Origin of the sequence: Cryobacterium sp. PAMC25264, assembly GCF_019443325.1 — a bacterium.
GTDB lineage: Bacteria > Actinomycetota > Actinomycetes > Actinomycetales > Microbacteriaceae > Cryobacterium.
The window spans coordinates 3670692-3697404 of the sequence record NZ_CP080383.1; the positions used below are offsets into that span (position 1 = coordinate 3670692).

Below are 26713 nucleotides of genomic sequence, written 5' to 3' on the forward strand. Positions count from 1 at the left end.
ATGTTGGACGTCATCGTCATCGGCGGAGGTGTCGCCGGCCTGGTGGCGGCCCGCGAGTGTGCCCATCTCGGGCTCAACGTGCTCGTCCTGGAGGCCGCTGACGTCGTCGGCGGCGCCGTGGCCGGCCACGAGGTCGCCGGTCTTCCGCTGGACGCCGGGGCCGAGAGCTTCGCCGTGCGCGGCAACACCGTGGCGGCGTTCGTGGCCAACCTCGGCCTCGCCGACCAGATCGTCGAGCCCAACCCGGCCGGCGCCTGGCTGCACCTGCCGCCACTGCGCCCGGCGGCGCCCCGGTGTCGGTGCCGCTGCCGAAGGCCGGGGTGCTCGGCATCCCCGGCTCGCCGTTGGCCGACGATGTGCGCCGCGCGATCGGCTGGTCCGGCGCCCTGCGCGCCTACGCCGACCGGCTGATGCCGGTACTCAAGATCGGCCGGGAGCACAGCCTCGGCGAGCTCGTGCAGAAGCGGATGGGCAGCAAGGTGCTCGACCGCCTGGTCAACCCGGTGGCCGGCGGGGTTTACGCCACCAACGCGGTCGACCTCGAGGTCGACGTGGTCGCGCCGGGCCTTAACCGCACCCTCACGACGGCCGGGTCGCTCTCCGGCGCCGTCACGGCCATGCGCATCGCCGCGCCGGCCGGGTCCGCTGTGCGCGGGCTCCGCGGCGGCATGCACCGCCTCGTCGACACCCTCGTCGAGGACCTCGAGCGGTTCGACGTCGAGATCCGCACCGGCGCCGTCGTGGTCTCCTTCCGTCCCGTCGACACGTCGACCGTCGCCGAGGACGGCACCGACACGGCCGTGCGCAGCTGGTTCGTCGAGTGCGCCCCTGAGGTTCCGGCCGCCGACGACGTCGTCGCTTCGGATGCCGAGCCCGCCGCCGCACCGGCCCCGGCCGAGCCGCTCACCCTCGAGGCCCGTCACGTGATCCTGGCCGCGCCAGCGGCATCCGCCCTGGCCCTGCTGGCCCCGCTCGGCGCCGAGTACGCCGCCCTGGCCGCACTCGACTGGCCGGCCCCGGCCGCCGTCGAGCTGGCGACGCTGGTGCTCGACGCGCCCGCCCTGGACGCGCAGCCGCGCGGCACCGGCGTTCTCGTCGCTGTCGGCACCCCCGGCGTCACGGCCAAGGCGCTCACCCACATCACCGCCAAATGGGAATGGATCGACGCTCTCACGCCGCAGGGCCGGCACGTGGTGCGGCTCTCCTACGGGCGCGCCGGTGCGCCGGTGCCCACCCTCGACCTCTCCGACGACGAGTTCATGCGCCTCGCCGTCCGCGATGCCGCCGCCATCCTCGGCGTCGACCTGGCACCGGAGCAGGTGCGCGGATTTGCACGCACGCTCTGGAGCGACGGACTCTCGCCGGCCACGATCGGCGCGCCGGAGCGCATCCGCCAGGTTCGCGCTGTGATCGAGGGCACGCCGGGCCTGGATGTCACGGGCGCATGGCTGTCCGGCACCGGGCTGGCCTCGGTGATCCCGGACGCCCTCGCTGCGGGTATCCGCGCCCGGCGGGCAGTGCTAGACCTCTGATCAGAGGCCGATCGCCTGCGCAGTGCACATGTTCCTCTCTCGATCGGGGGGTTACGCTGGGAATACATGAACGTAACGGAATGGAGTCACAATGCGGGGCAAGCTACTTTTCATCACCGGTGGGCTCGTCGGTTACGTGCTGGGCGCCCGCGCCGGTCGTAAGCGCTACGACCAGATCGCCACGGCCGCATCCAACCTGTGGAACCGTCCGCCGGTGCAGCGCCGCGTGAACGAGGTACGCGACTTCGCCCTCGAGCGCGTCGGCGACGTGCCCGGCGTGTTGTTCCAGGCAGGCAAGAAGGTCGTCTCCGCGGTGCAGAACAAGACCGACAAGGGCCAGGATGCCGCAGGCGGCCAGGCCGGCAGCGCCACCGCCGCCACCAAGGCCGCGGCCTCCGCCACGAAGTCGGCCAAGGCGGCCGCGAGCTCGGCCACCTCGGCGGCCGCGTCCGCGAAGGACGCCGCGACCGAGCCGACCGCGCAGTAATCTCACGACGACAGTCCAGGAAGGATGCCAGTGAGTACCAGCGGGTATAACCCCAAGAGCAAGCAGTCCCTGTTCACGCTCCTCAGCGAGCTTCCGGGCCAGATCACGGCGCTGGTCAAGGCGGAGATCGATGCCTTCAAGGCCGACATCTCCGGCAAGGCCAAGAATGTCGGCATCGGCCTCGGCCTGTTCATCGGCGCGGCCGTCTTCGCGTTTCTGGCGGTCATCGTGTTCATCGCGCTGGCTGTCATCGCCCTCGACTTGGTGCTGCCGCTGTGGTTGTCCGCGCTCATCGTGGCGGTCGCCCTGCTTCTGATAGCGGTGATCCTGGCCCTGATCGGGCTGAACCGGGTCAAGAAGGGCACCAGCCACGACCCGGAGGGCGTGACGGCGAGCATCCAGAAGGACGTCGACGCATTCAAGGGAGTTGGCCAGTATGACCACCGATAACACCGCGCCCCGGTCCGGCTCCGCCCAGGCCGTCGAGGCCAAGCCCGAGCACCTCAGCACGGGCGAGTTGCGGGCCGAAGCCGCCCGCGCCCGGGCCGAACTGGCCGGGACCCTGGACGCCATCGAGTACAAGCTCAACGTGCCCAAGCAGATCAAGATCAACACCCGGCGGTTCACTCTGGGCCTGCACCGCCTCGGCGACGATAACCCGACCGCCCTGGCGGGCATCGCCCTCGGCGCCGCCGCCGCCGTGGGAACCGTGGTCTGGTGGGGCGTGAAGACGGTTCTCGACCGCCGCTGACCGGTAACTGACCGGTAACTGACCGGGAAGAATTCCGGGATCGGATCACGTCGATCCGGAGGGAGGGTGCTGAGCTTCGGCCAGCACCCTCCTTTTCTTTGCGCGGGGGACTCCATCCGGCAACGATTCCGGCCTACTTTTGGCTCTCCGAGCAAAGCGGTGGAGACTAGTACACATGACTCACCCGGCTGCCGGAGAGGCAGTAGACATGACCGTGCCCACACCCGATTCCCACACCTCGACAGAGGCTGAACCCACCGAGGCTTCCCCCTCCGGATTCACCCTCTTCACCGTGCTGCGCAAGGACCCGCGCAACCCCGACGACCTCGATGGCCGTGACGTTCCCCGTTTCGTAGACGAACTCGACGGTATCGTCGCCCTGGTCGAAGCCGAGGGCGTGACCGTTCGCGGTTTCTACGACGTCTCCGGCCTCCGCGCCGACGCCGACGTGATGATCTGGACGCATGCCGACGAAGCCCAGACCCTGCAGTGGGCCAACCGGGAGCTCCGCCGCAGCCGCCTGCTCAAGAGCTTGCTGCCGACGTGGAACGCCATGGGCGTGCACCGCGACGCCGAGTTCAACAAAAGCCACGTCCCCGGCTTTTTGCGAGGCATCGAACCCAAGGGGTGGCTCACCGTCTACCCGTTCGTGCGCAGCTACGAGTGGTACCTGCTCCCGGAGGCCGAGCGCGGCAGGATGCTCGCCGACCATGGCCGCAAGGGCGCCGCATTCCGCGGGGCCATCGCCAACACCGTCTCCTCGTTCGCCCTCGGCGATTACGAGTGGCTGCTGCCCATCGAGTCCGACGAGCTCACCGAGCTCGTTGACCTGATGCGTGAACTCCGCGCCACCGACGCCCGCATGCACGTGCGCGAAGAGGTGCCGTTCTACACCGGCCGTCGTATCACCACCGCCGAACTCGTGGAGGTGCTGCAGTAATGACGAACTACGACGCCATCCTCCTGGCCGGTTTCGGCGGACCGGAGGGCCAGGACGACGTGATCCCGTTCCTGCGCAACGTCACGCGCGGCCGCGGCATCCCCGAGGAACGCCTCGAAGAGGTCGCGGTGCACTACCGCCACTTCGGCGGAATCAGCCCGATCAACCAGCAGAACCGCGTCCTGCGTGCGGCCCTGCAGGCCGAACTGGACCGCCGGGGCATCGAGATCCCGGTGATCTGGGGAAACCGCAACTGGGCGCCCTATCTGCCCGACACGATCGCCGAGGCGCACGCCAACGGCCAGGACCGCCTGCTCGCCATCGCGACCAGCGCCTACAGCTCGTACTCCGGCTGCCGCCAGTACCGCGAGGACTTCGCCCAGGCGCTGGACACGACCGGGCTCACCGGCACCGTGCAGATCGACAAGATCCGCCAGTTCTTCGACCACCCCGGCTTCGTCACCCCCTTCATCACGGGTGTGCGCCAGGGTCTGGCCGACATCGAGGCCCAGATCCCCGGGATCGACCTCGCCACCGAGGTCGAGGTGCTGTTCTCCACGCATTCGATTCCGTCGACGGATGCCGCCAAGAGCGGACCGGCCGAGCGTGGCTTCGGCCCCGACGGCGCCTATGCCGCCCAGCACTTGGCCGTGGCCGATGTGATCATGCAGGGCCTCACCAGCACGTGGCAGCTGGTGTACCAGTCCCGCAGCGGACCCCCCAGCATGCCGTGGCTCGAGCCCGACATCAACGACGCGATCGCGCTGCTGCCTGCGCGCGGCATCCGTGCCGTCGTCATCGTGCCGCTCGGCTTTGTGAGCGACCACATGGAGGTCATGTGGGACCTCGACAACGAGGCCACCGAAACGGCCAAGGAACACGGCCTGGTCTCGGTGCGCGTGCCCACGCCCGGCGCGGACCCGGTCTACGTGTCCGGCCTGATCGACCTGGTCGAGGAGCGGTTGAACGATGTGCCGCCCGCCGACCGGCCCGCCCTGACTGATCTCGGCCCCTGGTACGACGTGTGCCGGCCGGGCTGTTGCGAGAACGTTCGCCTCGGCTTCAAGCCGGCGGTCGCTGGTATGGCACCGTGAGCGTCATTCGCGTCGGTACCCGCGGCAGCGCCCTGGCGATGGCGCAGACCACCGCTGTGGCCAACCGCATCCAGGCGGTGACCAACGGCGAGGTGGAGATCATCCCGATCACCACGCACGGCGACGTGTCCCGGGAGTCGCTGTCCAGCCTCGGCGGCACGGGCGTCTTCGCCAGTGCCCTGCGCGAGGCGCTGTTGAACGATGAGTGCGATGTTGTGGTGCACTCCTTCAAGGACCTGCCCACCGACCCGTACGCCGGCCTCGCCATCGGTGCGACGCCCAAGCGGGCCGACGCCCGCGACGTTCTGTGTGCCCGCGCCGGCTTCACCCTGTCCACCCTGCCGGAGGGTGCCCGGGTGGGCACCGGTTCACCGCGACGGGCCGCCCAGCTGCGGGAGCTGCGCCCCGACCTCGAGGTCGTCGACATCCGCGGCAACGTGGACACCCGGCTGGCGCTCGTCGCCGACGAGAAGCTGCACGCCGTGGTACTCGCCGCGGCGGGCCTTGGCCGTCTGGGCCTGCTCGAGAACATGGCCACCGAGTACCTCGAGCTCTCCGACTGGCCCACAGCGCCCGGACAGGGCGCACTGGCGATCGAGGTGCGCGACGGCAAGCCCGAGCGTCTGCTCGCCAAGGCCCTTGCCGTGCTCAACCATGCCACCACCCAGGCCACCGTCACGGCCGAGCGCCAGGTGCTCGCCCGGCTCGAGGCCGGTTGTGCCGCGCCGATCGGCGCCACCGCCGTTCTCGATGACGGCCTGCTCTTCCTCACCGCCACCGTGTACAGCCCCGACGGCACCCGCCGCATCACGGCATCGCACGCTGCGACGCCCGAATCGCACGCTGTGGCCGACCTGCAGGATGCCGCCCTCGACGTGGCCGACCGCGCCGCCCGGGAGCTCTTGGCCGGCGGCGCCGCCGAAATCGCCCCCCTGACGGTGATCTCGTGAGTGGCGCCCGGCCCAACGCCGACAAGCCCCTGGCCGGCTGGCGTGTCCTCGTGCCCCGGGGCGGGCCTTGGGGCGACCAGGTGGCCGCAAACCTGCGCTCCCGCGGGGCCCTCCCCGTCGTGGCACCCATGATCAACTTTGCTCCGACCGATGACGCGTCGGCCCTCGAGGCCGCCCTGGGCAAGCTCGCCGTCGGCGAGTTCGACTGGATGACCGTCACCAGCGCCACCACGGTGGACGTGCTGTCGTCGCACCGGGCCGTCGTGGCACCCGGCACCCGCATCGCCGCGGTGGGCGAGACCACCGCTGCCGCACTCGTGGCCGCCGGCTACCACGTCGACATCGTGCCGTCGGAGGATAACTCCGCCAAGGGCCTGCTCGAGGACTGGGAGGCCGCCACCCACGGCGTCATCCCATTGCGCGTGCTCGCTTTGCGCTCCGAGATCGCCAAACCGCTGCTGACCGAGGGCTTGCGCCGCATCGGCCACGAGGTTGAATCGGTCGTGGCCTACCGCACCGTCGGCGTTCCGGTCTCCGACCGGGTCGTTGCCGACGTCAAAGCCGGCCGGGTGCATGCCGTTCTCGTGACCAGCGGCAGCGTCGCCCAGCAAGTGCAGGAGCAGCTCGGACCCATCCCCGAGACCACCCTGATCGCCTGCATCGGCCCGCGCACGGCGAAGGATGCGGCGGCCATCGGCCTCCGCGTCGACGTGATCGCGGACGAGCGCAGCGCCGAGTCCCTCATCGAGGCCCTCGTGCGCCTCGCCCCCCGCGACCTCTAACTCTCCCCACCGCCCGGTCGTTGCGCATCACTCCGGCAATTCCCGGGTCACCGGGCAGCGGATGCCGGACTTCCTCGGACGTCCAACCCGCCGCCTGAATTCTGCGTCAGTTGTGCTCCCCGCAGCCGGGTAGGGCGGCCGGGGCGGGTTCGGCGTGCAGTGCCGGTGCTCAGGCGGGAGGCCTAGGCTGGTCGGGTGATAAACCCCATCATCCGCCCGCGACGTCTGCGCAGCACCCCCGCACTCCGCCGCCTGGCCAGCGAAACCCGTGTCTACCCCGCCGAGCTGGTGTTGCCGCTCTTCGTGCGTGAGGGCAGCGAATCCACCCCGATCTCCTCGATGCCCGGCATCGTGCAGCACAGCATCGACGGCGCCCGCCGCGCCGTGGCCGAGGCCGCAGCGGCCGGCATCGGCGGCGTGATGCTCTTCGGCGTGCCCGCGGTACGCGACGCCACCGGCAGTGGGGCCACCGATCCCGACGGCATCCTGAACGCCGCCACCCGCGCCGTCGTCGCCGAGGTGGGCGACGCCCTGGTCGTGCAGACCGATCTGTGCCTGGACGAATTCACCGATCACGGCCACTGCGGCGTGCTCGCCGCTGATGGCTCCGTCGACAACGACGCCACCCTCCTGCGCTACAACGACATGGCCCTCGCCCAGGCCCAGGCCGGCTCGGCCCTGCTCGGCCTGTCCGGCATGATGGACGGCCAGGTCGCCTCCGTGCGCGCCACCCTCGACGCCGCCGGTTACGCCGACACCGCCGTGCTCGCCTATTCGGCCAAGTACGCCTCCGCCTACTACGGCCCGTTCCGCGAGGCCGTGCAGTCCACCCTGGTCGGCGACCGCCGCACCTACCAGCTCGACCCCGCCAACCGCCGCGAGGGCGTGCGCGAAGCCCGCATCGACATCGACGAGGGCGCTGACGTTGTCATGGTCAAGCCGGCCGGCAGCTACCTCGACGTGCTCGCCGAGGTCGCCGCCATGAGCGAGGTTCCCGTCTGGGCGTACCAGGTCTCCGGCGAGTACGCCATGATCGAGGCCGCCGCCGCGCAGGGCTGGATCGACCGCCGCCGCGCCATCGAGGAGTCGGTGCTCAGCATCCGCCGTGCTGGGGCCGACGCGATTCTCACCTACTGGGCTGTCGAACTCGCCGCCTGGCTCACCGAAACGGATGCCCGATGACCCGCACCACCCACAACGACGAGCTGTTCGCCCGCGCCCAGCTCTCCATCCCCGGCGGCGTCAACTCGCCGGTGCGGGCCTTCCGCTCGGTCGGCGGCACCCCGCTGTTCCTGGTCAAGGCCGCCGGTGCCTACGTGTTCGACTCCGACGGCCGCGACTACGTCGACCTGGTCAGCTCCTGGGGCCCGGCGATCCTCGGCCACGCACACCCCGCCGTGGTCGCCGCCGTACAGGAGGCCGCCGCGCTCGGACTCTCCTTCGGCGCCTCCACCCCCGGCGAGACCGTGCTGGCCGAGCTGATCAAGAGCCGCGTCGGTGCGATCGAGAAGCTCCGGCTGGTCTCCACCGGCACCGAGGCCACCATGACGGCCATCCGCCTTGCCCGTGGCTTCACACAGCGCGACCTGCTGATCAAGTTCGCCGGGCACTACCACGGCCACTCCGACGGTCTGCTGGCCGAGGCCGGCTCCGGCCTGGCCACGCTCTCGCTGCCCGGCTCCGCCGGCGTCACAGCGGCCACCGCCGGCCAGACCCTGGTGCTGCCGTACAACGACCTCGACGCCGTGCGCGCCGCCTTCGAGGCGTACCCCGGGCAGATCGCCGCGGTGATCACCGAGGCCGCCGCCGCCAACATGGGTGTCGTCGCCCCGGATGCCGGATTCAACGCCGCGCTGTGCGACCTCGCCCACGAGCACGGTGCGCTGCTCATCGTCGACGAGGTCCTCACCGGGTTCCGGGTGAACCCGGGCGGCTACTGGGCATTGCAGGCCGACGAGGGCGAAACGTACACGCCCGACCTGTTCACCTACGGCAAGGTCATCGGCGGCGGCCTGCCGGTCGCCGCGCTCGGCGGACGGGCCGACGTGATGGACTTCCTGGCCCCGGCCGGGCCGGTCTACCAGGCCGGAACGCTCTCGGGTAACCCGGTGGCCGTGGCCGCCGGCATCGCCACCCTCACCGCGGCCGATGCCGCCGTGTACGCCCGGCTCGACGAGACCGCTGAGCTGCTCTCGGAGGCCGTCTCGAGCGCACTCTTCGCCGAGGGTGTGGCGCACAGCGTGCAGCACGCCGGCAACCTGTTCAGCTTCGTCTTCGGCCAGGAGGCCGCGGTCACTCCGCCACGCAGCTACGCCGAGGTGCAGCGCCAGGAGGCGTACCGCTACGCGCCGTTCTTCCACTCGATGCTCGACCAGGGTGTGTCCCTGCCGCCGTCGGTGTTCGAGGCCTGGTTCGTATCCGCCGCGCACGACGGCGACGCGATCGGACGCATCCTGGAGGCCCTGCCGGCCGCCGCGAAGGCCGCAGCCGCGGCAAGTCCGGCCGCCTAGCCCGCCCCTAAGCCCGGCCGCCGCCCCCGCCTCCCGCCCCGCCCGGTTGCACCGCCGCCACTGACTGTTGCCGCAACGGACAATTGCACCCGGCGTACGGTATTTGTCAACCTGTTTGAGACAGGTTGGGTTTGGGTTTTTGGCGGGGGTCGTTGATGCATACCCGGCCCGGTAGGGCCGGGGGCTTGGGGTGTTGGGCGTAGCGTTCTGGATGCGTTCGGAATGCGGTGTTGAGGACTTGGCTTCTGCGGCGGGTCACTCGGTCGGTGCGGCCGTAGTGAACGTCGTTGGGGGTGTTCCAGGCGATGCCGGAGTGGCGGTGGTTCTGGTTGTATTCGTGGAAGAACCAGTCGAAGTAGGCGCGGGCGTCATCGGTCGTGTCGAAGATCTCAGGGAACGCGAGATCGTATTTCGCGGTCTTGAATAACGCTTCGCTGTAGGGGTTGTCGTTGGAGACTTTGGGCCGGGAGAAGGACTTATCGACGCCGAGTTTCTCCAGCAGTAAGGACACCGGTGTGCTCACCATCGCAGCACCGTTATCCGAGTGCAGAGAGTTCGGCGCGACGCCGTGGTTCGCGGTGACCGCTTCTTGGATCAGTTCTTCGGCGAGGTCACCATCCTCGTAGGCCTCCAGCCGCCAGCCCACGACGCGACGCGAGTAGATGTCCATGATCACGTAGAGGTGGAAGTAGCGGCCCCGGATCGTGGTCTTGAGCTTGGTGATGTCCCAGGACCACACCTGTGACGGGGCGGTCGCGACCAGCTCGGGGATCTTCTTCGGCGACCCCTCAGCCTGCCGGCGGCGCTCGTGGACCTGCCCGGCCGCGCGGGCGACGCGGTACCAGGAAGACTTCGACGCCAGGTAAACACCCGCATCCCAGGCCCGGTAAAAGGCTTGGCAGATCGAGAAGCCCTCATACTCAGGGGTGTTGATCAGCGCCAGGATCTGCGCGCTCTCCGCAGTGGAGAGCGTGGCCGGCTGGTGCCGGTCCTTCTGCGGGATCGGCGCGGCCAGGCGGGCGCGGGGGCTGCGGTGCCGATAGAACGATGCCCGCGAGTAGCCGACCAACGCGCAGGCCCGCACCACCGGCATCCCCACCGCAGTCAGGTCGACGACTGTTTCGAACGCTACTCGGTGGGTTTCGGCTTCCGAAACGCGGCCGGGATCGCTGGCTCGTCCGGCAGCGGCGGGGTGCGGATTTGTGAGCTCTTGGCCAGCGCGGACAAGAGCTCTGAGGCTTTTCCCAACACTTCCACCGCGCTCTCGGACTGCTCCAACTGGGCTTTGAGGATCGCGTTTTCCTTCTGCAATCGCAGAAATTCGATCCGTTCCTGTTTCGTCAACACGTACTTAGTCTGCCGCTGTTCCGTCTCGACCAGCAGGCCCTGCCGCTTCTCCTGACTCCACCGCGACAGCGACCTAACGTCGATGCCGACTCGGCGACAGAACGCGGACTTCGCGCCGATCTCCGCGCCCGTCGACGCGTACTGCTCCCACTGCGCAAGAATCGCGAGGCGCTCAGCAGACGTGAAATGATGCTTCCGAGTAAGCCGGGTTTGGACTTCTGACATTTCCATTTGGATGTCCTCTTCCCCGCCCTCAGCCGGCCCGTGATGAAACGATGAGGTCACGTCCCGCTGAGTGGTGGAGTTTCTCAACACCGTGCGGGTCAGTTGTTTTAGTTTAGGCGGCGGCTAGTTCTGGGAGGATCACCGCCTCGTCGATTACCTCGGTGGGGTTGTTCATGGTGGCCAGCTCGAGCATGGATGCTTCGGAGAAGTAGCGGCGTTCGCCGGCTTCCCACTCGTCGTGCTGCTCGATCAGAACCGACCCGGCCAGGCGCAGCAGCGCGGCTGCGTTGGGGAAGACACCGACCACGTCGGTGCGGCGTTTGATCTCTTTGTTCACCCGTTCGAGCGGGTTGGTGGACCAGATCTGGCGCCAGTGCCGCCGGGGAAACCCGGCGAACGCGAGCAGGTCGGGTTGCGCGTCGACGAGCATCGCGGCGACCTTCGGGTGCGAGCGGCCCAGCATGGTGGTGACCTCGCGGAACTGTTTCTCGATGTGCTCTTGGTCGGGCTGGGCGAAGATGGTGCGGATGATCGAGGCGACCATGTCCTGGGAGCCCTTCGGGATCACGGCGAGGACGTTGCGCATGAAATGCACCCGGCATCTCTGCCAGCCGGCGCCCTGGAAGACGGTGCCGATGGCCTTCTTCAGCCCGGTGTGAGCGTCAGACATGACGAGCTTGACCCCGTCCAGGCCTCGGGTCTTCAACGACCGCAAGAAGCTAGTCCAGAAGCCCTCGTTCTCGCTGTCACCCACGTCAAAGCCCAGCACTTCCCGGCGCCCGTCCGCGGCGACCCCGACCGCGACGACGATGGCCTGGGACACGATCCGGTGCCCAACCCGGGCTTTGCAGTAGGTGGCGTCCAGGAACACGTAGGGGAAGTCTTGGGCCGCGAGGGTGCGGTCGCGGAACTCGGCGACCTCGGCGTCTAGGCCCGCGCAGATCCGGGATACCTCGGACTTGGAGATCCCGGTGTCAGCGCCGAGCGCTTTGACGAGGTCGTCGACTTTGCGGGTCGAGACGCCGTGCACGTAGGCCTCCATCACGACCGCGAACAACGCCTGATCGACCCGGCGACGCCGCTCAAGCAGAGCCGGGAAGAACGACCCAGCGCGTAGCTTCGGGATCTTCAGATCGAGGTCGCCGGCGGTGGTCGACAAGGTCCTCGGTCGGGTGCCGTTGCGGTGGGTGGTGCGGTCGCCGGTGCGCTCAAACGGGGCGGCACCGATGAACGCGGTCGCTTCCGCATCGATGAGTTCTTGGTAAAGAGTTTCCGTCGCGACCCGAATTCGGTCGGTGACGTCGGTGAGTTTGAGTTCTCCCAGCAGGTCGAGCAGGGCAGACTGGTCTAGAGCCATCGTGGTTTGTGTCTTTCTGTGAGTTGCTTTAGTCGGTACTCACTGACCCTCCCACGGTGGCTCTTTACGTTGACGAAGCAACGCTCAAGAGCGGGAAACCACACCACTCACAGGGACGCAACCAACGATGATTTGTCTCACCACAGGCTGACACTCAGGGCGTACCGGGTGCAGATGTCCGCATCGGCAACAGTTGGCGGCGCGGTGCTTCTGGGCCGATCCCACCGCGGCGGCGTTACGCCTTTGTGAGATTGCGACAGGGGGATTGTCAGCCGGACCGGGCAGACTGGGCACATGGCTTCCTTGCGAGTGCACCCCGACCGGCTGGAGATTCACCTGACGCCCGCTGAGAAGACGCTGGCTCTCCGCCGAGAGGACCTGGTGATCTCCCGGGACACAATCCGCTCGGTGACGATCACGGATGATCCGTGGATCTGGGTGCGCGGCATCCGTGCCCCGGGGGCCCTCGTTCCGCTGGTGCTCGCGGTCGGCGTCTGGAAGTTCCACGGCGGCAAGGACTTCCTGGCCATCAAGCGCAAGCGCCAGGCCGTCGTGATCGACCTGAGCGGCGACGACTTCGCCCGGGTGATCCTGTCGACCAACCACGCGCCCGACCTCATCGCCTCGCTCAAGCTCGAGCCCACCGAAGCCGCCGCTGTGGCGGACGAAACGGTGACGGATGCCGCAGCCTCGGACGCGACCGGACCCGCCGGACCCGCCGGTGCGGCCGTCGAGCCGAGCACCCCGGCCGAGCCGGCCAAGCGAGTGCGGACGCCGAAGGCTCCGAAGCCCGCCGTACCCTCTGAGGCGGCCGCCACGGCCGAGACACCCGCCCCGGCAGCGCCCGTCAAACGCGCCCGCACCGCGAAGCCCGCCAGGGTCACCAAGGCCGTCACGCCGACCGAAGGGGCCAAGCCCGCCAAGGTGGTCGCACCGACCGAGTCCGCCAAGCCTGCGAAGCCCGCCAAGGTGATCGCACCGACGGAGTCCGCAAAGCCCGCCAAGCCCGCCGAGGCCGTCAAACCGGCCAAGGTCGCCAAGCCCACCAAGCCTGCCCCGGCGGATGCAGTCGCAGCCGTCGCCCCGGAGGCGAGCGCGTAGCTCGTCCCGACCGGCACCGGGGCACAGGTAGGAACCGAGCCCGGGTCAGCGCACCGTGCTGGCGCGCACGTGGATGCGTTCGCCCTGGTGGCCGAACAGGCTGAGGATCTCCGCCGGCTCCGGGCCTGCGCTGCCGAAGGCGTGCGGCACCCGGGTGTCGAATTCCGCGACCTCGCCCACCCCGAGGATCATGTCGTGCTCGCCCAGCACGAGCCGCAGCCGGCCACTGAGCACGTAGAACCAGTCGAAGCCCTCGTGGGTGCGCTGCTCGAGCACGTCGGTGCTCGTGCGTCCGGGCAGGATCTGCTTGTACGCCTGCAGCCCGCCCTTCTCCCGGCTCAGCGGGATGAACGTCGTGCCGTGCCGCGTGAACGGCCGCTGGTCGAGCCGCGGGTCGTCGTCGGCGGGGGCGCGCACGAGATCGTCGATGGTCACGTCGTGAGCGCCCGACAGCGCGAGCAGTAGCTCCAGCGTGGGGGTGCGCTGTCCGGACTCGAGCCTGGAAAGGGTGCTCTCCGAAATGCCCGTCGCGGCGGAGAGTTGCGCCTGGGTGCGCCCGCTCTGCAGCCTGAGCTCGCGCAGCCTCGCGCCAACGGTCTTCAGAACGGATGCCGGTTCGCTGGTCATGCCCCCATCATGCCACTTCAGCAACCCTGCTTGCCATTTCGACGGGTCTCGACGTTCCCTCACTCGTTGGTTGAGCTTGTCGAAACCTGGTGACCCGGCCTTCAGCGGCCGCGTCCCAAGACCGGCTCGCGGGGTCGACCGCCGGGACCGCCGGGACCGACGACACCACCGAGGCAGGGCGGGAGGTCAGCCCAGCCGGTCGAGGAATTGGATGGAGCGCTCGAGTATCAACTCGGCAAGTTCCTCGTCGTACTCCTCGAGGCTGGAGTCGGCGATGAGGTGGCCGCCGGTCGGGTAGATGAACAGCTCGGCCGCCCCGGCCTCGTCGACGAGTTCCTCGGCATCCTCGAGTTCTACCCACTCGTCTCCGCTTCCCACGTGCACCTGCAACGCCACGGTCCCCGGCCAGTTCGACGCGAACGAGCCCGCCGGCACACCGCCGTGGTAGAGCAACGCCCCAAGGGCCCCCGGGCGGGTCTGGGCGAGCTTCTGCGCCGGCAGTGAGCCCAGCGAGAACCCGGCGTAGACGGTGTCCGGCGGCAGCGCATCCGCGGCTAGCGTGCCTCGCTCGATGATGGTCTCGAAGCCCAGCTTCTCCGCGTGGGCGACCCCGGCATCGATCGAGTCGAAGGTGAGGCCGTCGTAGAGGTCGGGCACGACCACGTCGTGGCCGGCGTCCCGCAGCCGCTGGGCGAATTCCGCGACGCCGTCGGTGAGGCCCTGGGCGTGGTGGAAGAGGATGACGTGGGTCACAACGGTCCTTTCGGCAGGGCGGCCGAGCGGCGCGGCCAGAGCCCCGCGCGCTAGGCGGCCAGGAACAGGATGAATCCGATCAGCGGCAGCGTACCCTGGGTCAGCGCCGACCGGACCTTGCCCGGGCCCGTCGTGGTGAGCACAATCGCGGCCGTGAACATCGACGCGGTGCTGAAGAGGATCAACGCGGTGCCGGCGTCCTGGGGGCCACCGAAGTAGAGGAACAGGCCGATGGCCGCACCCACCGCCAGGAACAGGTTGTAGAAGCCCTGGTTGTACGCGAGCACCTTGGTCGTCTCGGCGTCGGCTTGGTTGGCCAGGCCGAAACGCTGCCAGATCTTCGGCCGGGTCCACCACGCGCTCTCCATGAGGAAGATGTACACGTGCAGGACTGCCGCGAGGGCGACGAAAACTGAAGCGAAGATGGCCATATTTGCAGCCTAGCCTCCCGGTTCCGGTATCAGCGGCGTACGTCCACCACCGTGCGGCCGTGGATGCGGCCGGCCAGGATGCGTTCGGCGGCTGCGAAGGATTCGTCCAGCGTGATGACCTCGGTGAGGCCGTCGAGCAGCCCGAGGTCGAGGTCGGTGGCGAGGCGCCCCCAGGCCTCGTCACGGAGGGCGAGCGGTGCTTCGACCGAGTTGATTCCGGCGAGCGTGACGGCGCGCAGGATGAACGGCATCACGGTCGTGGGCAGGTCGGCGCCCTGGGCCAGGCCGCAGGAGGCCACGACCCCGCCCTGATGTGTCTGGGCCAGCACGTTGGCCAGGGTGTGGCTGCCGACGGAGTCGACGGCGCCGGCCCAGCGCTGGGTCTGTAGCGGCTTCCCGGGCTCGCCCAGGGTATGCCGGTCGAGGATCTCCGCTGCGCCGAGGCTCCGCAGATAGTCACCGAGTTCGTCGCCTCGGCCAGTGGAGGCGACGACGCGGTACCCGCGCGCGGCGAGCAGGGCGATTGCGATGGATCCGACGCCGCCGGCCGCGCCGGTCACGAGCACGTCGCCCGATTCGGGCTGCACTCCGCCGCGCTCGAGTGCGAGCACCGCGAGCATCGCGGTGAACCCGGCCGTGCCGATGGCGGCGGCACGCACGGGGCTCAGGGCATCCGGCAGCCGCACCAGCGAGGCGCCCGAGACCCTGGCACGTTCGGCCAGGCCACCGTGGTGGCTCTCACCGATGCCCGACCCGTTCAGGATCACCCGGTCGCCGGCGCTCCAGCGCGGGTCGCTGCTCGCCTCCACGGTGCCCACGAGGTCGATGCCGGCGATCAGCGGCCACACCCGGGCCACACCGGGCCGGCCCATCAGCGCCAGGCCGTCCTTGTAGTTGATGCTGGAGAACTCGACGGCCACGGTGACGTCGCCGTCCATGAGAACGTCGTCGGTGACCGTGGTCAGCGCAGCTGACTGGGTGCGCTTACCCGATTCATCCTCGGTACGGTCGACGACGATGGCGCGGAACTCGGGAGCAGACATGCCTTCACCCTAGACCTGGCACGGTGCTGCCGGCCGGATCAGGTCACGTCCCGCTTCCAGCTCACCAGGTAGCCGAAGCCCGTGGCGAGCAGACCGTACGCCAGTAGGACGAGACCGCCCTGCCAGCTCGCCAACACGGCCCCACCCGGGCTGGCGAGGGTGAAGAAACTCGCCCCCACGAGCGCGTCGGAGGCGGCGCCTGGCAGGAACTTGCCCACATCCGCCGTCACCTGCGTGAACGACGACGCGAAGCGGAGCAGCGGTTCGACGAACTGGGTGAACGCGAGCACGATCACGATCGACGCGACCTGGCTGGGCACAAGAACGCCCAGGCCCACGCCGATGACGGCCCAGAGCGCCATGGCCACCACGGTGCGGCCGATCAGCGCCCAGGTCGCCGAGTCGGCGAGCAGCGGGTCGATGCCGAAGCCGTTGAAGACCAGGGCGCCGACGCCCACGGATGCAGCCAGCGCGACGACGCCGAAGGCCGCACCCACCACGAACAGGGCGATGGTCTTGGCGCCGAGCACCCGGGCGCGCCGGGGTGTGGCCAGAAAGGTAGGCGTGAGGGTCTGGTGGCGGAACTCGCCGGTGCTGGCCAGGGCGCCCAGCAGCACCGGGAAGACGTAACCGACCGAGGCGGCGAAGCTGTAGATGAGCGGGGGCAGGCTCCCGAGCCCGGCCAGGCTGCCGCCACCACCGGTGTTCACGGAGTCCGAGCTGATGGCGCCGCTGTCGATGCCGCCGAACAGGGCGGCGAGCCCGCCGGCCAGGAGGGCGATGTAGCCGAACAGCACCAGCGCGAGGATCCACCACATCCGGGTGGTGAGGATCTTGCTGAATTCGGCGGCCACGGGGCGCAGGATCAGGTTCACAGCGATTCGCCTCCATCGACGAGGGCGAGGAAGGAGTCTTCCAGGCCGGCCTTCTGCCTGTGCAGCACGTTCAGTTCCACGCCGGCGGTGAAGGCTATGTGGCCCACCAGGCCGGGGTCGGGCACGGCCACGATCAGGCCCGTGCGGCCGGAGGTGAACTGCAGGTCCGCCGCCGTGAGCGCGGCCGCGAGGGCGTCCCGGTCGGGGGAGTCCACGATGACCTGCGGGGCGATGTTGGTGTCCAGGCTGGAGAGCGGGCCGGAGTGCACGAGTTCGCCCTTGGCGATGATGATCACGTCGTCGACGCTCTGCTGCACCTCGCTGAGCAGGTGCGAGCTCACCAGCACGGTGCGGCCCTCCGCGGCCATGCTGCTGAGGAACCCCCGGATCCACTTGATGCCCTCAGGGTCCAGGCCGTTGATCGGCTCGTCGAGCACGAGCACGCCGGGGTCGCCCAGCAGCGAGTAGGCCAGGCCCAGACGTTGGCGCATACCCAGGGAGTAGCCGCCGACGCGCTGGTCGGCGTGCTCGGCCAGGCCCACCTGGTGCAGCACCTCGCCGACCCGGGTGCGGGGCAGCCCGGCGGCGATCGTGTACACGCCGAGGTGGTTGGCGGCCGTGCGGCCGGGGTGGAAGCTGGCGGCTTCGAGGGCCGCTCCCACGGTGGCCAGAGGCCGTGGCAGGTCCCGGTATCGCACCCCGCCGAAGGTGGCAGTGCCGGACGTGGGGGCCACCAGGCCCAGCAGCATCCGGAGGGTTGTGGTCTTGCCGGCGCCGTTCGGTCCCAGGAATCCGGTCACCCGGCCGGGCTCGACCGTGAAGGAGAGGTCGTTGACGGCCGTGACCTGCCCGAACCTCTTGGTGATATTGCTGAATTCGATGACCGAGCCGATTGGCATCAGTGTCCCCTCTGTCGCTAGCGTCAGTTTATGGGGAAAACGGGCCGGTCCGCCCGGGTTTTTTGCACGGATGCCGGCCCAGCGCGGCCAAAGTCGGCTACGCGCGCAGGAATTCGGCGATCGCGACCAGCAGGGTGTCGATCTCCGCGGCCGTGCTGTACGGGGCCAGGCCCACCCGCAGGCCGCCCGCATCACCGAGGTCGAGGTGACGGGACGCCTCGAGAGCGTAGAACGACCCGGCCGGAGCCAGAATCCGCCTTTCGCTGAGGAACTGGGCCGCGTCGGCGGCGGTGCGCTCGGCGAAGCCGACCAGAACCGTGGGCGTGCGATCGGCGGCCTGCGAGTACAGGGTCACCCCGGGCAGCGCGGCCAGTCCGGCTTCGAGCCGTGCGCGGAGGGAATCCTCGTGCGCCTCCACCTGCCGGAGCGACGCGCGCAGGCGTTCCCGGCGGCTGACGCTGGGGCGTGAGGTGCTGCCGCTGGCCAGGTCGCCGAGGCCCGCGAGGAAGTCCACGGCGGCCGTGACGCCCGCGAGGGTCTCGTAGGGCAGGGTGCCGAGCTCGAAGCGCTCCGGCACCACATCCGTGGAGGGCAGCAGCTTGTCGGGATGGATCCCCTCGAGCAGGGCGGGGTCGGCGGCCAGGACGCCGCAGTGCGGGCCGAAGAACTTGTACGGGGAGCAGACGAAGAAGTCGGCGCCGAGCGCGGCCAGGTCCACGAAGGCATGCGGAACGTAGTGCACCCCATCAACGAACAACCGGGCGCCGGCCGCATGCACCACCTCGGCGATCTCCGCGATGGCCGGTCGGGTTCCGATCAGGTTGGATGCGGCGGTGACCGCGACCAGGCGCGTGCGGTCGGTGAGCACCGCGGCGACGGCGGATGCGGGCAGCTCGCCCGTGCTCGGATCGAAGTCCACCCACACCACGGTGGCGCCGACGTGTGCGGCGGCCTGCACCCACGGGCGGATGTTGGCGTCGTGGTCGAGGCGGGAGACCACGATCTCGTCGCCCGGCGCCCAGTGCCGGGCGAGGTGCCGGGAGAAGTCGTAGGTGAGCTGGGTGGCGCTGCGGCCGTAGACGATGCCGAGCGGGTCGGCGCCGAGCAGGTCGGCCATCGCGGTGCGGAAGCCGGTGACGGCATCGTCGGCGTTGCGTTCGGAGGGGCTGCGCCGGCCGCGAATCGACAGCGGGCCGGTGAGGGTGTCCATGATCGCCTGGCCGACGCTCACGGGGGTCTGCGTGCCGCCCGGGCTGTCGAAGTGCACGGAACCGGCGGACAGGGCGGGAAAGTGGGCGCGGATCGTTTCGACGTCGTAGGTCACCCTGCCATCCAAGCATTGATCGGCCGGTCCCTCCGCGCGTGGGGCGACCGAACTAGCATGGGCGCATGCCAGAGACCACGGCGGGGCCCTCCGTGCGGCGGCGTGTGTCATTCGGGGCGGTGCTGGACTCGTTCTTCTTCGTCCTCGCCGGCTTCGCGGCGGTCTGGCTCGCCGTACTCCTGGCCACCGAGAGCCTGGGGCTGGGCTGGGGATTGCTCTGGTTCGCGGTGCTGTTCTGGGCGTTGCTGGCCTACCTGGTGCTGCCGCGCCTGCACCGCATCCTCACCCGGCTCTACGTGCCCGACTACTTCATTGGCCGCACCCGCACGAGCGACGGCCTGCTCGGCGACCCGGTCAACCTCGCCCTCACCGGCAGCGCCGACCAGGTGCACGCGGCGCTTGCTGCGGCGGGGTGGACCCGGGCGGATGACGTGACCCTCGCCTCCAGCTGGCGCATCGTGACCTCGACCGTGCGTCGGCGCAGCTACCTGCAGGCACCGGTGAGTCCGCTCTTGCTCTTCGACCGGATCCAGGACTTCGCCTACCAGCAGGAGGTCGAGAACAACCCGGCCAAGCGTCATCACGTGCGGTTCTGGCGCTGCCCGGACGGCTGGATGCTGCCCGGCGGTCACCGCGTGGACTGGCTGGCCGCCGGCACCTTCGACCGGGCCGTGGGGCTCAGCCTGTTCACACTGCAAGTCACCCACAAGATCGACGAGCACACCGATGTGGAGCGGGACCACATCGTGGCCAGCATCCGCGCCGCTATGCCGCAGACCCGGATCGTGCTGCTGCGCGATTTCGCCAGCGGCTATCACTCCCGCAACGGCGGCGGTGACAGCATCCAGACCGACGGCGACCTGCCGGTGATCGACCTGCGCGGCCTGCCCGTGGCCGGAAGGCCCAGCGGTGAGGCCGTGGGCGAAGCCGGATCGGTGGTCGAAGTGACCGGGCTGTCATGAGTGACATCCGCTCCCCGCGCGGCAAGCGCCCGGCGTCGGTAGTCGGCGGGGCGCTACTGATGGCGGTGCGCGCGTTGTCCGGCGCCGCCGTGATCGTCACCGTGCTGGCATCCTGGGACACCTATGCCGCCACGATCGTGATCAACGGCGAGCGGGTCGGCGGCGTCAACCCGCAGGCCGCGGGCGCCGTCCTGGGCTGGCTGCTCGGTGCCTACGCGGTCTACCTCGTGCTCTACCTCGGCCTGGCCGCGCTGGTGCTCATCGGTCACAACTGGGCCAGGGTGGTGGCCATGTCGTTCGCATCGCTGAGCATCCTGCTCTCCTTCGCCGACTACGCCCTCAACGGTGCCGAGATCACGCTGCGCACCTCGCTGGCGGGTGTCACGGTCGACATCCTCATCCTGCTCGCACTGTCCAGCGCGAACGCCCGGCACTTCGCCCGGGCCCGGGGTGAGGCCCGGTCCGGGCGCTGAGCCTCAGGCGACGGGCGCGTCGGCCGTGATGAGGCCGGCGCTCGCCGGGGCGAGCGCGCTGCGGCGGGTGGCGGCCACGATCATCACGATCACGGCGGCTGCGGTGATGACGGCGCCGGTCCAGATCGGGGAGGTGTAGCCCAGGCCGACGCTGATGGTGATGCCACCGATCCAGGCGCCGAGGGCGTTGCCCACGTTGAACGCGGCGATGTTGGCGCTGGAGGCCAGGGTGGGCGCGGTGTCGGCGTAGAGCATGATGCGCGTCTGCAGGCCGGGAACGGTGCCGAAACCGAAACCGCCCATCAGCACGAGCGCGACGACGGTGGCCACGGGGTTGGCGGCGGTGAGGGCGAAGAGCACCATCACCACGGTGAGGCCGGACAGCAACACGATCAGGGTGGGGTCGAGGCGCCGGTCGGCCGCCTTGCCGCCCAGGATGTTGCCGACGAAGAGTCCGGCACCGAACACCACGAGCAGCCACGGCACGGCGGCGCTGGCGAAGCCGCTGACCTCGGTGAGGGTGAAGGCGATGTAGGTGAAGGCACCGAACATGCCGCCGAAGCCGAGCACCGTCACCACGAGTGAGAGCCACACCTGGCCCGACCGGAACGCTCGGAGTTCGCCGCGCAGGTTGCTCACGTGCGCGGTGTCGTCGGTGGCGCGGGGCACGAGTGCCACAATTCCGGCCAGCGCGATGGCGCCGATCACGGTGATCGCCCAGAAGGTGGCCCGCCAGCCGAAGCTCTGGCCGATGAAGGTGCCGAACGGCACCCCGAGCACATTGGCGAGGGTGAGGCCGGTGAACATGATGGCGATGGCGCCGGACTTCTTGCTCTGTGGCACCAGGCTGGCCGCGACGACAGAGCCGATGCCGAAGAAGGCGCCGTGGCAGAGGGCCGCGATGATGCGGCCGAGCAGCATGACCGAGTAGGTCGGGGCGAGAGCGGAGACCAGGTTGCCGATGATGAAGAGCACCATCAGCCCCACCAGAACGTGTTTGCGGGGCAGCCGGGTCACGGCGGCGGTGAGCAGGACGGCACCGGCGGCGACACTGAGGGCGTAGCCGGAGATAAGCCAGCCGGCGGCCGCCTCTGAGACAGCGAAGTCGGCGGCCACCTCGGGCAGGAGGCCGGCGATGACGAATTCGGTCAGGCCGATCCCGAAACCGCCAAGGGCGAGTGCGATCAATCCAATGGGCATGAAAATCCTTCGGTGTGTGCGGGGTACGCGCCCGTCCCCATCGCTGATCGGTCCCGGTGGTCGAGCGAGTCGAGACCTAGGGAGGTACTTGCAGGCGCGTGATAAATAATTGCACACGCTAGGTAACTGCGCAAGCAACTACTTTCACCGTGTGGCGTCGCGCCGTGAATGCGCCCGCGCTCAGGCGCCGTGCGGACTACGCCGCGTGCGCCGTGCAGGCCGGCGCGGCCAAGGCCACGCAGTCCGGGCACACCACAAGCTGCTCCCGGCACGACAGGTCGCGGCAGTTGAGCATGTTCTTGGTGGGGTCGCCGCAGACCCGGCAGTTTCCGAGCACGGCCGCGTGGTCGCTGAAGTCCACCGACATCCGCTGGTCGAACACGTACAACGAGCCGTCCCACAGGCCGTCGTCGCCGTAGGCCTCGCCGTACCGCACGATGCCGCCCTCGAGCTGGTAGACCTCGCCGAAGCCACGGTCCTTCATGAGCGACGAGAGCACCTCGCAACGGATGCCGCCGGTGCAGTAGGTCACGACGGGCTGGCCCTTGAGGTGGTCGTACTTGCCGCTGTCCAGCTCGGCTGCGAACTCACGGGTGTTGGCCACATCCGGCACCACCGCGCCCCGGAAGCGGCCGATCTCGGCCTCGAAGGCGTTGCGGCCGTCAAAGAACACCACGTCGTCACCGCGCTCGGCCACCAGGGCGTGCAATTCGGCGGGGGCCAGGCGGGTGCCGCCACCCACCACGCCGCCAGCCTGCACCGTGAGTGAGGCGGGGGAGCCGAAGCTGACGATCTCGTCGCGCACCTTCACCACCAGGCGGGGGAAGTCGAGGCTTGCGCCGTTCTCGTCGAGCCCCGTGCCCTCGCTCCACTTGAAGTCGATGTCGGCGAACGCCGCGTACTGCCGGGTCTTGCGCACGTAACGTTTGAGGGCCGGCAGATCGCCACCCACCGTGCCGTTGAGACCGTCCTTGGAGATCAGGATGCGCCCGCGCAGACCCAGGGATTCGCAGAGGTCTCGCTGCCACAGCCGGATGGCCTCGGGGTCGGCGAGCGGGGTGAAGACGTAGTAGAGAAGGATCTTCGGAATGGCCACCTCCATATTTTAGGCGTCGGTGCTTTTGAGGCAGCAGCCACGTAGGCTGAAACACCAGACCACCAGCCGAACCCTTGGAGCGTGTATGCCCAGCACCGATCCCTTCGCCCGTTTCGGCGAGGTGCCACTGTTCAGCCTGACCAGTTCCGTGATGATCGACGGCGGGTCCCTCGCGGCTGCGCAGTACGGCGCCGGCGCGGGTGGACAGGATGTGTCCCCCGACCTGCACTGGACGGGCTTCCCCGCCGAGACCAAGAGTTTCGCTCTCACCGTCTATGACCCGGATGCGCCCACCGGCTCGGGCTTCTGGCACTGGGCGCTGTTCAACATCCCCGCCGAGACCACCAGCCTGCCCACCGGAGCCGGGGCCGAGAACTCGGTGCTGCTGCCCGCGGGCGCCGTCGTCATGCCCAACGAGGGCCGCGCACCCACGTTCATCGGCGCCGGCCCGCCGCCCGGAACGGGTACCCACCGCTACCAATTCGTGCTGCACGCGCTCGACGTGGCCGACCTCGGCGTCGACCCGCAGGCCACGCCGGCGGTGATGGGCTTCAACGTGCATTTCCACACCCTGGCGCGCGCCGTTCTCGAGGCCACGGGAGTCGCCGGAGGCGCTGACGCCTGAGCCGGGGAACCGCCGGATCCATGCACATGAATGATTCTCAGGTTATCTCAGGGTGTGACAACTATCGTCATCAGGCGGCAAAATTCTGATCCACGCGCCTCCAGGGCGACATCGGTTTGACCCTGCCGCTCTCGGCAGAGCCACACCGGCAGTAAGGCACCATGTTCCGCATCTCCCCCCTCACCAGCAGTGCATTCGATTCCACCGCGGGTCCCGCCAGGGACTCCCACCTCACCCACCGGGAGACCGGACTGGCGCGGGTGCCGGTCTGGCTCTGGCGTGCGTTGATGACGCGACTCGCGCCCGGTGAGCTGCACAAGTTCAACGCCGACCCCATCGACGCCGTCGACTACCACTTCGACCTCGACTACGTGGGCGACGGCATCCGCGACCACCGACTCGATGTTCTGGTGCCGCACGATGCCGTCGACGGGGCAGCGGCCCCGGCCCCGCTGCCGGTCTACGTGTACTTCCACGGCGGCGGCTGGACCTCCGGTGACAAGGCCCCGCTCACCAAGTACGCCGCCAGCCAGGCCGTCGAGGGCATGGTGGTGGTCAACGCGAACTACCGCATGGCCACGCGGTTCGGTATCACGCACATGCTGCACGACGCCAATGACGTGCTCACCTGGGTCAAGCGCAACATCCTCGAGTACGGCGGCGACCCCACCCGCATCGTGATCGGCGGCGACTCCGCCGGCGGTCACATCGCGGCGCTGCTCACCGCCGCGGCGAATGACGAGGCCCTCGCCGCGCACCACGACATCGACCTGCAGATCGAGCCTGGTCATCTGCGTGGTCTCGTGCAGCACTGCAGCATCGCCGATTTCTCGGTGATGTTCGAGCGCGGCTTCGTGCTCAGCCTCAATTTCCTGCGGATGTTGCTCCCCGAGCGCGGTCGTGGCCAATCGCTGCGCGATGCCGCCCGCTTCCTGTCGCCGATCGAGTGGCTGGGCAAGGGATTCCCGCCGGTGTTCATCACGACTTCAGAGCGGGACTATTTCTACCGCGCCAACCTCAATTTCATCGAGGCCCTTCGGCGTCGCTCGGTCCTTGTCGACACCGTGATCTACGGCCGGCACCGCACCAACACCCGGCACACCTGGCAGCAGGATGCGAGCCACCCCGAATCGCAGGAGGTCTACCGCCGCTTGGGTACCTTCGTGCGCAAGGTGGCCGACCTGCCCACCCAGGCCGCGCACGCGCTCGCCCGCTCGGCTCCGGCCGAACCCGCCCTGGCCTGATTCCCGCGCCGGCCCCGGTACGGCGCGTGGTAGACAGGGTCGACCTGCCGCACACCCGGGCAGGGCCACGCCGGCTCCGAGGGAAGACATGAACCAGGCCCACCCGTTCCCGCCCGCCGGCCGGCCAACCGCCGGCCTCCCGTTCACCGGCCTGCCCCGAACCGGGCTGCCGCCGCGGGCCCTGACGGTCGACGACCCTCAGCTCGCCGAGCACATCACGCACCGGCTCACCGACGTGCGCGAGGTGGCCGGGCACCGCGAATACCGCGCGTTCGCCGGCGCCTGGAACGACACCGAGATCGTCGTCGCCTGCCACGGCGCCGGGGCCCCTGGCGCCATTCGGCTCTATCAGGAGCTGATGGATGCCGGTGCGGACACCATCATCAAACTCGGCTCCGCCGCAGCCCTGCTGCGCGGCATCGGCCCGGGCGATCTCATCATGGCGGAGTCCTGCGTGCGCGACGACGGCGTGACCGGGCAACTCGTGCCCGCGGGCTACCCGGCGGCCGCCGGCCCCGAGGTGGTGCTGGCGCTGGCCGCATCCGCTCACCGGCAGGACGCACCGCACCACCGCGGCATCGTCTGGAGCCGGGCCGCATCCTTCCCCGGCATCGTCGACCTCAACCAGGCCGGCTACGTGTCGGTCGGGGTGCTCGCCCTCGAGATGGACCTCGCGGCGCTTCTCGTGCTGGCGTCCACCCGCGGCGTGCGGGCCGGCGGCTGCCTGGTGATCGAGGGTGCCGGCGCCGTCGCCGACCCCGCGCACCTCGCCCGTGGAGCCTCCGTGGCTCTTGACGCGCTCGTCGGCCTGCCCGACGCCTGAGCCCGAACCATCGGGAGTCTCTGCCGATTGCCCCGCCAGCGGCCGCCGGCGGCTAGCATCGTCGGGTGCACATGTTCTTTCGAACCCTGCTCCACTCGCTGCTGTCGCGCTTCGGCCCTCGGCTCGGGCACTATGACGTGGCCCGCACCCGCTTCATCACGCTGCCCACCGACCAGGACATCCTGCGGCACATGAACAACGGCGTGTACCTGTCGATCATGGACATCGCCCGATTCGACATGCTGCACCGCACCGGCATCTGGGCGATCTTCCAAGCCAAGGGCTGGTACCCGGTCGTGGTGTCCGAGACCATCAGCTTCCGCAAGTCACTCACCCTCGGCCAGCGTTTCACGGTGGAGTCCCGCATCCTGGGCTTCGACGAGAAGGCAGTCTATGTGGAGCAACGCTTCGTGCGACCCAGCGCGGATGCCGACGGTTCCGTCGAGGTCTACGCCCGCGGCTTCATCCGCGGCCGGTTCCTCAAGCGCTCGGGCGGTGTCGTGACCATCGACGAACTCATCGACGCCGTCGGTGCCGTGCCCGACGACCTGACGGTGCCCGCCTGGCTGCTCGACTGGAGCGCCGACGTCGCCATGCCGGCCACCCGCGCGGCGGCCCCCAGTATCTGGGAGTAGCCGGTCAGACCGAGTCGGTGCTCCCCAGTTCGATGTCCACCGGCGCGGTGGCTGCCTGCTGGATGCGCTTGAGCACGATCAGCTCTTGGTAGTGCTTCTTCAGGGCGGGGTAGTACCTGCTGAACGGCGGCAATGCGTGGTGCGTGCGGGAGGCGACCAGGCGATCGAGGTAGTAGTCCCAGACCGGTCCGAAGGTGGCTGCTTCCGCCGGGGATTGCAGCCGCAGCCCGAAGGTGAGCACGGTCTTTCCTGAGCCCTCGCTGAGATGGGCGAGGACTCGCCAGGTATCCTCGCCCTCACCGATGTCGAGTGCCAGGCGGGTGGGCGGTGTGCACTCGAGAATGCTCACGAACTCCCACTGTGAATCGTTCTGGGACTCCATGCGAAAACGCACGGCCCCGGTGAGGGGAGAACCGGTGTACGTGCCGATCCAGCCGTGCAGGGCCTCGGGCTTCGTCAGCCCCTCCCAGATGTACTCGGGGGCCGCGGTGAAGATCCGGTCGAAGAGCAGGTAGAGCCCGTCGTCCCTGTGGGCGAAACGTCCGGTGGCATGAGCGACGTCCGGCGGACCAGGCAGGGGCTGGGTGGGCATAGTGACCTCCACGGTGAGTGAAACACGAGCCTTCT

At 69.3% G+C, this 26713-nt stretch carries 31 protein-coding genes; 18 read left to right on the forward strand and 13 right to left on the reverse strand.

Translation table 11 applies throughout. The features are described 5' to 3' along the window. The 11 genes from KY500_RS19565 (at position 1) to hemL (ending at position 9046) form a co-directional block, all read left to right on the forward strand. A complete protein-coding gene (locus KY500_RS19565; RefSeq protein WP_255579506.1) occupies positions 1 to 411 on the forward strand; it encodes an FAD-dependent oxidoreductase in 411 nt (136 codons plus the stop codon). Beyond that, complete coding sequence (locus tag KY500_RS17200) at positions 294 to 1532, forward strand: NAD(P)/FAD-dependent oxidoreductase (RefSeq protein ID WP_255579507.1); 1239 nt, start codon at positions 294 to 296, stop codon at positions 1530 to 1532. The genes KY500_RS19565 and KY500_RS17200 overlap by 118 nt, the downstream gene beginning before the upstream one ends. A gap of 91 nt (positions 1533 to 1623) precedes the next feature. Then, complete coding sequence (locus tag KY500_RS17205; protein WP_219901573.1) at positions 1624 to 2019, forward strand: hypothetical protein; 396 nt, start codon at positions 1624 to 1626, stop codon at positions 2017 to 2019. Between the two features lie 30 nt (positions 2020 to 2049). Further along, positions 2050 to 2469 (forward strand): phage holin family protein, encoded by a 420-nt coding sequence (locus KY500_RS17210; RefSeq protein ID WP_167550808.1) that lies wholly within the window; start codon positions 2050 to 2052, stop codon positions 2467 to 2469. Beyond that, positions 2456 to 2770 (forward strand): DUF3618 domain-containing protein, encoded by a 315-nt coding sequence (locus KY500_RS17215; RefSeq protein ID WP_219901574.1) that lies wholly within the window; start codon positions 2456 to 2458, stop codon positions 2768 to 2770. Before KY500_RS17210 ends, KY500_RS17215 begins: the two co-directional genes overlap by 14 nt. Positions 2771 to 2978: 208 nt before the next feature. After that, positions 2979 to 3710 carry a hydrogen peroxide-dependent heme synthase gene (gene hemQ, locus KY500_RS17220; RefSeq protein ID WP_219901575.1) on the forward strand — a complete coding sequence of 244 codons (732 nt, stop codon included), beginning with the start codon at positions 2979 to 2981 and terminating at the stop codon, positions 3708 to 3710. Next, the gene (locus tag KY500_RS17225) at positions 3710 to 4804 is read left to right on the forward strand and encodes a ferrochelatase (RefSeq protein WP_219901576.1); all 1095 of its coding nucleotides are present in this window, start codon (positions 3710 to 3712) and stop codon (positions 4802 to 4804) included. The genes hemQ and KY500_RS17225 overlap by 1 nt, the downstream gene beginning before the upstream one ends. After that, positions 4801 to 5754, forward strand: coding sequence for a hydroxymethylbilane synthase (gene hemC, locus KY500_RS17230; protein WP_219901577.1), 954 nt, complete (start codon positions 4801 to 4803; stop codon positions 5752 to 5754). The genes KY500_RS17225 and hemC overlap by 4 nt, the downstream gene beginning before the upstream one ends. Next, positions 5751 to 6536 (forward strand): uroporphyrinogen-III synthase, encoded by a 786-nt coding sequence (locus KY500_RS17235; protein WP_219901578.1) that lies wholly within the window; start codon positions 5751 to 5753, stop codon positions 6534 to 6536. The genes hemC and KY500_RS17235 overlap by 4 nt, the downstream gene beginning before the upstream one ends. A gap of 198 nt (positions 6537 to 6734) precedes the next feature. Beyond that, entirely contained in the window at positions 6735 to 7718 is a 984-nt protein-coding gene (gene hemB, locus KY500_RS17240; protein WP_370626942.1) for a porphobilinogen synthase, read from the forward strand. Further along, positions 7715 to 9046: a glutamate-1-semialdehyde 2,1-aminomutase gene (hemL, locus tag KY500_RS17245; protein ID WP_219901580.1), complete on the forward strand. Its 1332-nt coding sequence runs from the start codon at positions 7715 to 7717 to the stop codon at positions 9044 to 9046. The genes hemB and hemL overlap by 4 nt, the downstream gene beginning before the upstream one ends. Before the next feature lie 106 nt (positions 9047 to 9152). On the opposite strand, the gene KY500_RS17250 is transcribed toward hemL, so the two are convergent. The 3 genes from KY500_RS17250 to KY500_RS17260 form a co-directional block, all read right to left on the reverse strand. Continuing rightward, positions 9153 to 10139 carry a DDE-type integrase/transposase/recombinase gene (locus tag KY500_RS17250; RefSeq protein ID WP_255579195.1) on the reverse strand — a complete coding sequence of 329 codons (987 nt, stop codon included), beginning with the start codon at positions 10137 to 10139 and terminating at the stop codon, positions 9153 to 9155. 35 nt (positions 10140 to 10174) lie between these two features. Further along, a complete protein-coding gene (locus KY500_RS17255) occupies positions 10175 to 10624 on the reverse strand; it encodes a hypothetical protein (RefSeq protein ID WP_219900606.1) in 450 nt (149 codons plus the stop codon). Positions 10625 to 10730: 106 nt separating this feature from the next. Beyond that, positions 10731 to 11975, reverse strand: a complete 1245-nt coding sequence (locus tag KY500_RS17260; protein WP_219901179.1) for an IS256 family transposase — start codon at positions 11973 to 11975, stop codon at positions 10731 to 10733. Positions 11976 to 12269: 294 nt separating this feature from the next. On the opposite strand from KY500_RS17260, the gene KY500_RS17265 reads away from it, so the two are divergent. Beyond that, a complete protein-coding gene (locus KY500_RS17265) occupies positions 12270 to 13076 on the forward strand; it encodes a hypothetical protein (protein ID WP_219901581.1) in 807 nt (268 codons plus the stop codon). Positions 13077 to 13121: 45 nt separating this feature from the next. Here the strand turns inward: KY500_RS17265 and KY500_RS17270 are convergent, their stop codons facing one another. The 7 genes from KY500_RS17270 to KY500_RS17300 all read right to left on the reverse strand — a co-directional run bounded on the left by KY500_RS17270 (position 13122) and on the right by KY500_RS17300 (position 19028). Continuing rightward, positions 13122 to 13703, reverse strand: coding sequence for a helix-turn-helix domain-containing protein (locus KY500_RS17270; RefSeq protein ID WP_219901582.1), 582 nt, complete (start codon positions 13701 to 13703; stop codon positions 13122 to 13124). A gap of 186 nt (positions 13704 to 13889) precedes the next feature. Next, positions 13890 to 14531 carry a dienelactone hydrolase family protein gene (locus KY500_RS17275; RefSeq protein ID WP_255579958.1) on the reverse strand — a complete coding sequence of 214 codons (642 nt, stop codon included), beginning with the start codon at positions 14529 to 14531 and terminating at the stop codon, positions 13890 to 13892. Continuing rightward, positions 14507 to 14887, reverse strand: a complete 381-nt coding sequence (locus tag KY500_RS17280; RefSeq protein ID WP_219901583.1) for a DUF1304 domain-containing protein — start codon at positions 14885 to 14887, stop codon at positions 14507 to 14509. Before KY500_RS17280 ends, KY500_RS17275 begins: the two co-directional genes overlap by 25 nt. A 29-nt stretch (positions 14888 to 14916) precedes the next feature. Then, the gene (locus KY500_RS17285) at positions 14917 to 15930 is read right to left on the reverse strand and encodes an MDR family oxidoreductase (protein WP_219901584.1); all 1014 of its coding nucleotides are present in this window, start codon (positions 15928 to 15930) and stop codon (positions 14917 to 14919) included. A gap of 38 nt (positions 15931 to 15968) precedes the next feature. After that, positions 15969 to 16805: an ABC transporter permease gene (locus KY500_RS17290; protein ID WP_255579509.1), complete on the reverse strand. Its 837-nt coding sequence runs from the start codon at positions 16803 to 16805 to the stop codon at positions 15969 to 15971. Then, the gene (locus tag KY500_RS17295) at positions 16802 to 17704 is read right to left on the reverse strand and encodes an ATP-binding cassette domain-containing protein (RefSeq protein ID WP_219901585.1); all 903 of its coding nucleotides are present in this window, start codon (positions 17702 to 17704) and stop codon (positions 16802 to 16804) included. The genes KY500_RS17290 and KY500_RS17295 overlap by 4 nt, the downstream gene beginning before the upstream one ends. A 97-nt stretch (positions 17705 to 17801) precedes the next feature. Further along, positions 17802 to 19028, reverse strand: coding sequence for a cysteine desulfurase-like protein (locus KY500_RS17300; protein WP_219901586.1), 1227 nt, complete (start codon positions 19026 to 19028; stop codon positions 17802 to 17804). Positions 19029 to 19093: 65 nt separating this feature from the next. On the opposite strand from KY500_RS17300, the gene KY500_RS17305 reads away from it, so the two are divergent. Together KY500_RS17305 and KY500_RS17310 are read left to right on the forward strand one after the other, a co-directional pair. After that, positions 19094 to 19990 carry an LssY C-terminal domain-containing protein gene (locus KY500_RS17305; RefSeq protein WP_219901587.1) on the forward strand — a complete coding sequence of 299 codons (897 nt, stop codon included), beginning with the start codon at positions 19094 to 19096 and terminating at the stop codon, positions 19988 to 19990. Beyond that, the gene (locus KY500_RS17310; protein ID WP_219901588.1) at positions 19987 to 20463 is read left to right on the forward strand and encodes a hypothetical protein; all 477 of its coding nucleotides are present in this window, start codon (positions 19987 to 19989) and stop codon (positions 20461 to 20463) included. The genes KY500_RS17305 and KY500_RS17310 overlap by 4 nt, the downstream gene beginning before the upstream one ends. A gap of 3 nt (positions 20464 to 20466) precedes the next feature. Here the strand turns inward: KY500_RS17310 and KY500_RS17315 are convergent, their stop codons facing one another. Both KY500_RS17315 and KY500_RS17320 read right to left on the reverse strand, forming a co-directional pair. Beyond that, positions 20467 to 21663, reverse strand: coding sequence for an MFS transporter (locus tag KY500_RS17315; RefSeq protein WP_219901589.1), 1197 nt, complete (start codon positions 21661 to 21663; stop codon positions 20467 to 20469). 196 nt (positions 21664 to 21859) lie between these two features. Further along, positions 21860 to 22759, reverse strand: coding sequence for a rhodanese-related sulfurtransferase (locus tag KY500_RS17320; RefSeq protein ID WP_219901590.1), 900 nt, complete (start codon positions 22757 to 22759; stop codon positions 21860 to 21862). Positions 22760 to 22844: 85 nt separating this feature from the next. On the opposite strand from KY500_RS17320, the gene KY500_RS17325 reads away from it, so the two are divergent. The 4 genes from KY500_RS17325 (at position 22845) to KY500_RS17340 (ending at position 26086) form a co-directional block, all read left to right on the forward strand. After that, positions 22845 to 23384, forward strand: a complete 540-nt coding sequence (locus tag KY500_RS17325) for a YbhB/YbcL family Raf kinase inhibitor-like protein (RefSeq protein ID WP_219901591.1) — start codon at positions 22845 to 22847, stop codon at positions 23382 to 23384. Positions 23385 to 23545: 161 nt separating this feature from the next. Next, entirely contained in the window at positions 23546 to 24628 is a 1083-nt protein-coding gene (locus tag KY500_RS17330) for an alpha/beta hydrolase (protein ID WP_255579512.1), read from the forward strand. An 88-nt stretch (positions 24629 to 24716) separates the two neighbouring features. Beyond that, positions 24717 to 25451 (forward strand): nucleoside phosphorylase, encoded by a 735-nt coding sequence (locus KY500_RS17335; protein WP_219901592.1) that lies wholly within the window; start codon positions 24717 to 24719, stop codon positions 25449 to 25451. 65 nt (positions 25452 to 25516) lie between these two features. Next, positions 25517 to 26086 carry a thioesterase family protein gene (locus tag KY500_RS17340; protein WP_219901593.1) on the forward strand — a complete coding sequence of 190 codons (570 nt, stop codon included), beginning with the start codon at positions 25517 to 25519 and terminating at the stop codon, positions 26084 to 26086. A gap of 4 nt (positions 26087 to 26090) precedes the next feature. On the opposite strand, the gene KY500_RS17345 is transcribed toward KY500_RS17340, so the two are convergent. Continuing rightward, positions 26091 to 26678: an SRPBCC domain-containing protein gene (locus tag KY500_RS17345; RefSeq protein WP_219901594.1), complete on the reverse strand. Its 588-nt coding sequence runs from the start codon at positions 26676 to 26678 to the stop codon at positions 26091 to 26093. Positions 26679 to 26713: the final 35 nt, after the last annotated feature.

Bases quoted from the DNA above. Each gene is read 5' to 3' on its own strand.
- KY500_RS19565 (WP_255579506.1), top strand. From the start codon at position 1: ATGTTGGACGTCATCGTCATCGGCGGAGGTGTCGCCGGCCTGGTGGCG.
- KY500_RS17205 (WP_219901573.1), top strand. From the start codon at position 1,624: ATGCGGGGCAAGCTACTTTTCATCACCGGTGGGCTCGTCGGTTACGTG.
- KY500_RS17215 (WP_219901574.1), top strand. From the start codon at position 2,456: ATGACCACCGATAACACCGCGCCCCGGTCCGGCTCCGCCCAGGCCGTC.
- hemQ (WP_219901575.1), top strand. From the start codon at position 2,979: ATGACCGTGCCCACACCCGATTCCCACACCTCGACAGAGGCTGAACCC.
- KY500_RS17225 (WP_219901576.1), top strand. From the start codon at position 3,710: ATGACGAACTACGACGCCATCCTCCTGGCCGGTTTCGGCGGACCGGAG.
- hemL (WP_219901580.1), top strand. From the start codon at position 7,715: ATGACCCGCACCACCCACAACGACGAGCTGTTCGCCCGCGCCCAGCTC.
- KY500_RS17250 (WP_255579195.1), bottom strand. From the start codon at position 10,139: ATGCCGGTGGTGCGGGCCTGCGCGTTGGTCGGCTACTCGCGGGCATCG.
- KY500_RS17255 (WP_219900606.1), bottom strand. From the start codon at position 10,624: ATGGAAATGTCAGAAGTCCAAACCCGGCTTACTCGGAAGCATCATTTC.
- KY500_RS17260 (WP_219901179.1), bottom strand. From the start codon at position 11,975: ATGGCTCTAGACCAGTCTGCCCTGCTCGACCTGCTGGGAGAACTCAAA.
- KY500_RS17265 (WP_219901581.1), top strand. From the start codon at position 12,270: ATGGCTTCCTTGCGAGTGCACCCCGACCGGCTGGAGATTCACCTGACG.
- KY500_RS17270 (WP_219901582.1), bottom strand. From the start codon at position 13,703: ATGACCAGCGAACCGGCATCCGTTCTGAAGACCGTTGGCGCGAGGCTG.
- KY500_RS17280 (WP_219901583.1), bottom strand. From the start codon at position 14,887: ATGGCCATCTTCGCTTCAGTTTTCGTCGCCCTCGCGGCAGTCCTGCAC.
- KY500_RS17285 (WP_219901584.1), bottom strand. From the start codon at position 15,930: ATGTCTGCTCCCGAGTTCCGCGCCATCGTCGTCGACCGTACCGAGGAT.
- KY500_RS17295 (WP_219901585.1), bottom strand. From the start codon at position 17,704: ATGCCAATCGGCTCGGTCATCGAATTCAGCAATATCACCAAGAGGTTC.
- KY500_RS17305 (WP_219901587.1), top strand. From the start codon at position 19,094: ATGCCAGAGACCACGGCGGGGCCCTCCGTGCGGCGGCGTGTGTCATTC.
- KY500_RS17310 (WP_219901588.1), top strand. From the start codon at position 19,987: ATGAGTGACATCCGCTCCCCGCGCGGCAAGCGCCCGGCGTCGGTAGTC.
- KY500_RS17315 (WP_219901589.1), bottom strand. From the start codon at position 21,663: ATGCCCATTGGATTGATCGCACTCGCCCTTGGCGGTTTCGGGATCGGC.
- KY500_RS17325 (WP_219901591.1), top strand. From the start codon at position 22,845: ATGCCCAGCACCGATCCCTTCGCCCGTTTCGGCGAGGTGCCACTGTTC.
- KY500_RS17330 (WP_255579512.1), top strand. From the start codon at position 23,546: ATGTTCCGCATCTCCCCCCTCACCAGCAGTGCATTCGATTCCACCGCG.
- KY500_RS17335 (WP_219901592.1), top strand. From the start codon at position 24,717: ATGAACCAGGCCCACCCGTTCCCGCCCGCCGGCCGGCCAACCGCCGGC.
- KY500_RS17345 (WP_219901594.1), bottom strand. From the start codon at position 26,678: ATGCCCACCCAGCCCCTGCCTGGTCCGCCGGACGTCGCTCATGCCACC.